Raw genomic sequence first — 452 nt, 5'->3', positions numbered from 1 at the left:
TAAAGAAGCCGGTGAACAAAATAAAAAAGCATTCATCATTTTTCATGCTTCATGGTGTGGCTGGTGCCATAAAATGGATAGCAGCATGAACGATGCTTCCTGCAAAAATTATTTTCAAAAGAATTTTATTATTACGCATATTACCGTTTATGAAGCGGGAGAGAAACAAAAACTCAATAATGCCGGAGCCGAAGTAATTTTAAAAAAATACCATGCAGATAAACAAGGAATACCTGCATGGTTTATATTGAATAAAAGCGGAGAACTGTTAGCCGATTCTCAAATGCGACAAGAAGGAAAATTTGTAGACTCCGAAGGAATAAACGTAGGCTGCCCTGCCAACAAACCTGAAGTGGAACACTTTATTAAAGTATTAAAACAAACTACTTCTCTTTCTGCCACCGATGAAAACGCAATACGAGTAAGGTTTTTAAAGAATGAAAGCAATTAAC

1 protein-coding gene is annotated in these 452 nt (G+C 35.8%); it reads left to right on the top strand.

What is annotated here, in order from left to right:
* Positions 1-451 (top strand): thioredoxin family protein (locus tag E3E36_RS11950; RefSeq protein ID WP_167895591.1); only part of this gene is annotated, 451 nt, incomplete at its 5' end.
* Position 452 lies beyond the last annotated feature (1 nt).

Origin of the sequence: Thermococcus sp. M36, assembly GCF_012027355.1 — an archaeon.
Classification (GTDB): domain Archaea; phylum Methanobacteriota_B; class Thermococci; order Thermococcales; family Thermococcaceae; genus Thermococcus.
This window is presented reverse-complemented; position numbering and strand designations above follow the sequence as displayed.